Genomic DNA, 4,589 nt, shown 5'->3' with positions numbered 1-4,589 from the left:
CCGGCGTCACCCGCCTGGGCCTGGCGCGTCTCCGCGAGGCGCGTGTAGGCGTCCGTGATCTGCCGGTCGAGCAGCGCCAGCTCCCTCGCGACGCCCCTGCGTGCGCTCCTCGGCACCTTCGTCAGCTTCTGGCCGACGTCCGGGCAGTTGATCGTCGCGATCTGTGCCGCGCCGGACCTCGTCCGGTTGTCCGGCGAGTCCTTCTCGTGCGCCGAAGCGTAGAAGTTCGCCCAGATCAGCCCGCCCCCACCGAGCGCCAGGGCCGCCGCCCCGGCTACGGCCTTGGTGGCCAGCGGCGTACGGCGTTTCCTTGTGTTGCGTCCCATGGAACTCCTCTGAACTTCCTTGCGGGGCATCCCGTTGCGGGGCATCGAGCGGCCCGACAGGAGTGAAGCGGCTCCCTTGAGTACGGGAGCCGCTCCGGGAGTGTTCACCCGCCCCGGAAATCGACGAGAAATCCGTACGGACACAGGGGTGTCAACAGCCCCTGGAACACCGGGAGTTGCTGATCGCCCACGGGGGGTGCGCGGCCGGGCCCGGTTTCACCGGCCGTGGTCGAGATACGCGAGAACCGCCAGCACGCGCCGGTTGTCGTCGTCCGAGACCTCCAGCCCCAGTTTGGTGAAGATGTTCGCGGTGTGCTTCGCGATCGCCCGTTCCGTCACCACCAGCTTGGCCGCGATCGCCGCGTTGGTCCGCCCCTGCGCCATCAGCTCCAGCACCTCCAGCTCCCGGGGCGTCAGCCGCGCCAGCGACCGGTCGCCGCCCGACTGCCGCGCCAGCAGCTGCTGGATCACCTGCGGGTCCATCGTCGTACCGCCCGCCGCCACCTGTCGTACGGCGTCCACGAACTGCTCCGCGTCGAACACCCGGTCCTTCAGCAGGTACCCCACGCCGCCGCTGCCGTCGGCCAGCAACTCCCGCGCGTACAGCTGCTCCACGTGCTGGGAGAGCACCAGCACCGGCAGCCCGGGCCGCCGGCGCCGTGCGTCCAGCGCGCACTGCAGCCCTTCGTCGGTGTGCGTCGGCGGCAGCCGTACGTCGACGACGGCGACGTCCGGCTCCAGCTCGGCCAGCGCCCGGGCCAGTTCGGGCCCGGACTCCACGGCCGCCGCGATCTCGAAGTCGTGCGCTTCGAGGAGCCGGACGAGTCCGTCCCGCAGCAGGAAGAGGTCTTCGGCTAGGACAACGCGCAAGGGATCTCCATGGTGACCATGGTGGGACCGCCGGCGGGGCTGCTGACGGCCAGGACGCCGTCGAATGTACCCAGTCGCCGCTCGACCCCGGACAGTCCCGAGCCGGCCCCGATCACCGCGCCGCCCTTGCCGTTGTCGGTGACGGTCATCCGCAGATGCCCGTCCGCGTGGTGCGCGTCGATCCAGATGCGGTCGGCACCGGAGTGCTTGACCGCGTTGGTCAGCACCTCGCTCACGGCGAAGTACGCGGCCGACTCCACGGGTGCCTGGGCCCGCCCGGGCAGCTCCACGTTCACCTCGGTGGTCACCGGAAGCCGGAGCGCCAGCGCCCGCACGGCGTCGCCCAGCCCGCGCTCGGCCAGCACCGGCGGATGGATGCCGCGCACCAGCTCGCGCAGCTCCGACAGGGCCTCCATGGAGGACTGACGGGCCTGCGCGATCAGCTCCTTCGCCTTCGCCGGGTCCTTGTCGAGCAGCGCCTCGATGGTCCCCAGGTCCATGCCCATCGCGACCAGCCGCGCCTGCGCCCCGTCGTGCAGATCCCGCTCGATGCGCCGCAGTTCGGCGGCGGAGGTGTCCACGGCGTCGCGCCGCGTCTCGGTCAGCACCCGGACCCGCTCGGCCAGTTCGCCCTGGTCGGGCGCGAGGACGGCGCGAGTGAGCCGGAAGTGGACGTCCAGCGTGCGCGGGACGAGGAAGTGCGCGAGGAACAGCAGGACGAGGGCGAGCACACCGGCACCGAGCGCGGAGGTCTGGTCGCTGATCGGCACGAAGCCGTACCAGTACACGTCGGGCATCACCCGCCACAGCCCGGCCGCCAGGACGAATCCCTCCAACGGGTAGAACAGCAGCACGGCCGGCAGCAGCGCGGTGACGAAGCCCGCGGACATGTCGACCGGCAGCCACCACAGATCCCGCCAGGTCGCCGGGTCGCGCAGCATGCCGAAGGTGCGCTCCCGCAGACCGGCGTCCTCGGGCAGCGGCCGGTACGCGGGCGGGATCCGCACCCCGCCCCACTCGGCCGCCAGCACCCGCCGCCAGTTCGCGAACGCCCGCACCCCCGCCAGCACGTACGGGGTGGTGACGATGCCGACCCCGAACGGGACCAGCGCGATGGACACGAAGGCCAGCACGAAGCACACCAGCGCCCCCGACAGCGCCACCAGTGACAGTGCCAGCCCCCGTACCGCGGCGAGCGCCATGCCCCGCCCCATGGTCCGCCCGCCGCGGCTCTTCGTGTCGATGGTCATGGCACAAGTCTGGCCGAGCGGGGCACGCGGGTCACTGGGCCGAGCCCCCCGGTCAGGAGGTGATGCTATCTACACCTCCGACGCCGTCGACGCGCGCCAGCACCTTCGCCTCCACCTCCGGGGCGAGCCCCTTGACCGTCCGGTCCGCGCGCTGCGGCGCGGTGCCGCCGATGTCCTGGAGCCAGCGCCAGGTGTCGGCCACGGTCTCGGCGACCGGGCGGCAGCGCAGTCCGGTCGCGACCGCCCGGGAGACGTCCGCGGAGTGCAGCGCATCGTGCAGATCGCTGTCCGGCGGCACCCACACCGGCAGCTGCGTCCACGGCTCGACGCCCGCTTCGAGGATCACCTCGGGCTCGGTCCACCGCAGCTCGGCCGCACCACCGGTCACCTCGGCGCACGCCCGGAGCAGCTCGCCCGTCGTCGCGTGCCCCTGCGGGGAGATCAGGTTGTACGGCCCGCTCAGCTCCTGCTCGGCCGCGTCGAGGATCCACTCGGCGAGGTCGCGGACGTCGACGTACTGCAGCGGCAGGTCACGCGGCCCCGGGGCGAGCACCGGGCCGCCGCGCGCCATCCGGGTCAGCCACCAGGGCAGCCGGCCCACGTTCTCGTACGGCCCGAGGATCAGCCCGGCGCGCACCAGCACCGACCGGTCCGCGCCGAAGGAGTCCAGGACGGCGAGCTCCCCGCCCCGCTTGTCCTGCGCGTACTCCGTGTGGCCGGCGTCGGCGGAGGCGCCCTCCACCAGGGGAGCCTGCTCGGTGTACCCGGCGGGCGGGGCCCACGCGTACACCGAGCAGCTCGACACGTACACGTACCGCCCGGCGCGGTCCCGCAGCAGCCGCGCCGAGTCCCGCACCGCGCGCGGGGCGGCCGACCAGGTGTCGACGACGACGTCCCACGCGCCGGGGTCCTCGTCGAGCGCGGCCAGGCCGTCGGGCGCGGTGCGGTCGCCCAGCAGCGTCCGCACGCCCGGCGGTGCCCCGTGCCGCCCCCGGTGGAAGACGGTCACCTCCCAGCCCCGGCCGAGGGCCGCCTCGACGACGGCCCGGCCCGCGAACTCCGTACCACCCAGCACCAGAAGTCTCATGCCGGTGACTCTGCCCGGTTTGGTGGCGCGAGGGAACGCGGATCTGCTGTCGGCAGACCGGACCGGCCGGTCTCAGCGCCCGTTCGGCGGCCGGTACGTGTAGCCGACCCGGCGCACCGTGCGGATCGCGTCCCGGTGCTCGGCGCCGAGCTTGCGGCGCAGCCGGGCGATGTGGACGTCGACGGTGCGGCCGTCGCCCACGTGGCCGTAGCCCCACACCGTGGCGACCAGCTGCTCGCGGGTGTGCACCCGGCCCGGGTGCGCCACGAGATGGGCCAGCAGCTCGAACTCCAGGTAGGTGAGCTCGAGTTGCCGGCCGTCCACCTCGGCGGTGCGCCGCACGGTGTCGACGCGGATCAGCGGGTCGCCGCCCGGTTCGGTGCCGCCGGACCCGGCCGGGTCCGGCACCGCCACCGGGAACGGCGGCTGCCGGTCGGCGGGGACCAGCACGAGGTAGCCGACCATCGGGGGACGACCGGGCAGGACGGGCAGGCTGTGCTGCGGCGCGGGCAGCCAGGTGGTGCCCGGCGGCAGCAGGTCCGCGACGGTCTTCCCCGGGATCTCCACCGCGTTCGAGCGGGGGAGGCCCCCGTCGCCGTCCCGGTCGACGGCACGCAGCCGGTGCCGGGGGCGGCCGGGCGCGGGGACGTCGAGCGGGGCGGAAGGGGCGGAGGACAGGGAGGGGGCGGAGGACAGGGGACGGGTGGTCGCCATGAGACGTCAGCTCTTTCGCGCGAAGGGTTCGTCGTTCGTCGGACGGGTCGACGGCCGCGTGTTCGTGGTCGGGCTCGTCGAGGGACGTACGCGGTTCGCGCCGGGCGAAGGCCGGGGTGTGCGGCTTCTACAGGGCCGGCGCGTTCAACGCGCGGCAACACACCCGGTCGAAGTCGTCGTGCTGACGGGAGGGCCAGAAGGGCTCGAGGTCATGGCGACCCGTCGCGATGAGCTTCCGGAAGCTGGCCATGGCCCCATTGAAGCAGACGCCGGCCCCCGGCAGGAGCCGTCTCTCACTGCGTGGACGCCCCAGCGGTCCTCGCGCCCCACGGCGGACTCCCC

Annotated in this window: 5 protein-coding genes and 1 pseudogene; 1 reads left to right on the top strand and 5 read right to left on the bottom strand. The window is 73.5% G+C overall.

Annotation, left to right across the window (positions count from 1 at the left end; translation table 11 throughout):
• The 5 genes and pseudogenes from RIM90_RS14585 to RIM90_RS14565 all read right to left on the bottom strand — a co-directional run.
• Nucleotides 1–326 (bottom strand): annotated as a pseudogene (locus RIM90_RS14585) (hypothetical protein); the annotation flags it as partial.
• Between the two features lie 216 nt (nucleotides 327–542).
• The gene (locus tag RIM90_RS14580; protein ID WP_309061116.1) at nucleotides 543–1,196 is read right to left on the bottom strand and encodes a response regulator transcription factor; all 654 of its coding nucleotides are present in this window, start codon (nucleotides 1,194–1,196) and stop codon (nucleotides 543–545) included.
• Nucleotides 1,181–2,446, bottom strand: coding sequence for a sensor domain-containing protein (locus tag RIM90_RS14575; protein WP_309061115.1), 1,266 nt, complete (start codon nucleotides 2,444–2,446; stop codon nucleotides 1,181–1,183). The genes RIM90_RS14580 and RIM90_RS14575 overlap by 16 nt, the downstream gene beginning before the upstream one ends.
• A gap of 52 nt (nucleotides 2,447–2,498) precedes the next feature.
• Nucleotides 2,499–3,533 carry an SDR family oxidoreductase gene (locus RIM90_RS14570; protein ID WP_309061114.1) on the bottom strand — a complete coding sequence of 345 codons (1,035 nt, stop codon included), beginning with the start codon at nucleotides 3,531–3,533 and terminating at the stop codon, nucleotides 2,499–2,501.
• A gap of 72 nt (nucleotides 3,534–3,605) precedes the next feature.
• Nucleotides 3,606–4,247 (bottom strand): winged helix-turn-helix domain-containing protein, encoded by a 642-nt coding sequence (locus RIM90_RS14565; RefSeq protein WP_309061113.1) that lies wholly within the window; start codon nucleotides 4,245–4,247, stop codon nucleotides 3,606–3,608.
• Here RIM90_RS14565 and RIM90_RS14560 point away from each other — a divergent pair.
• Nucleotides 4,246–4,589, top strand: a 344-nt coding sequence (locus tag RIM90_RS14560) for a hypothetical protein (protein ID WP_309061141.1), incomplete at its 3' end; no start/stop codon positions are given. The two genes, RIM90_RS14565 and RIM90_RS14560, sit on opposite strands and share 2 nt — an antisense overlap.

The sequence above is a fragment of the Streptomyces sp. genome (genome assembly GCF_031181555.1).
Lineage (GTDB): Bacteria > Actinomycetota > Actinomycetes > Streptomycetales > Streptomycetaceae > Streptomyces > Streptomyces fimbriatus.
Note: the sequence above shows the minus strand (reverse complement) of the source record. Positions and strands in the feature narration are given on the sequence as shown.

Excerpts from the sequence above, each read along its gene's own strand:
- RIM90_RS14570 (WP_309061114.1), bottom strand. The coding sequence starts at position 3,533 with ATGAGACTTCTGGTGCTGGGTGGTACGGAGTTCGCGGGCCGGGCCGTC.
- RIM90_RS14565 (WP_309061113.1), bottom strand. The coding sequence starts at position 4,247 with ATGGCGACCACCCGTCCCCTGTCCTCCGCCCCCTCCCTGTCCTCCGCC.
- RIM90_RS14575 (WP_309061115.1), bottom strand. The coding sequence starts at position 2,446 with ATGACCATCGACACGAAGAGCCGCGGCGGGCGGACCATGGGGCGGGGC.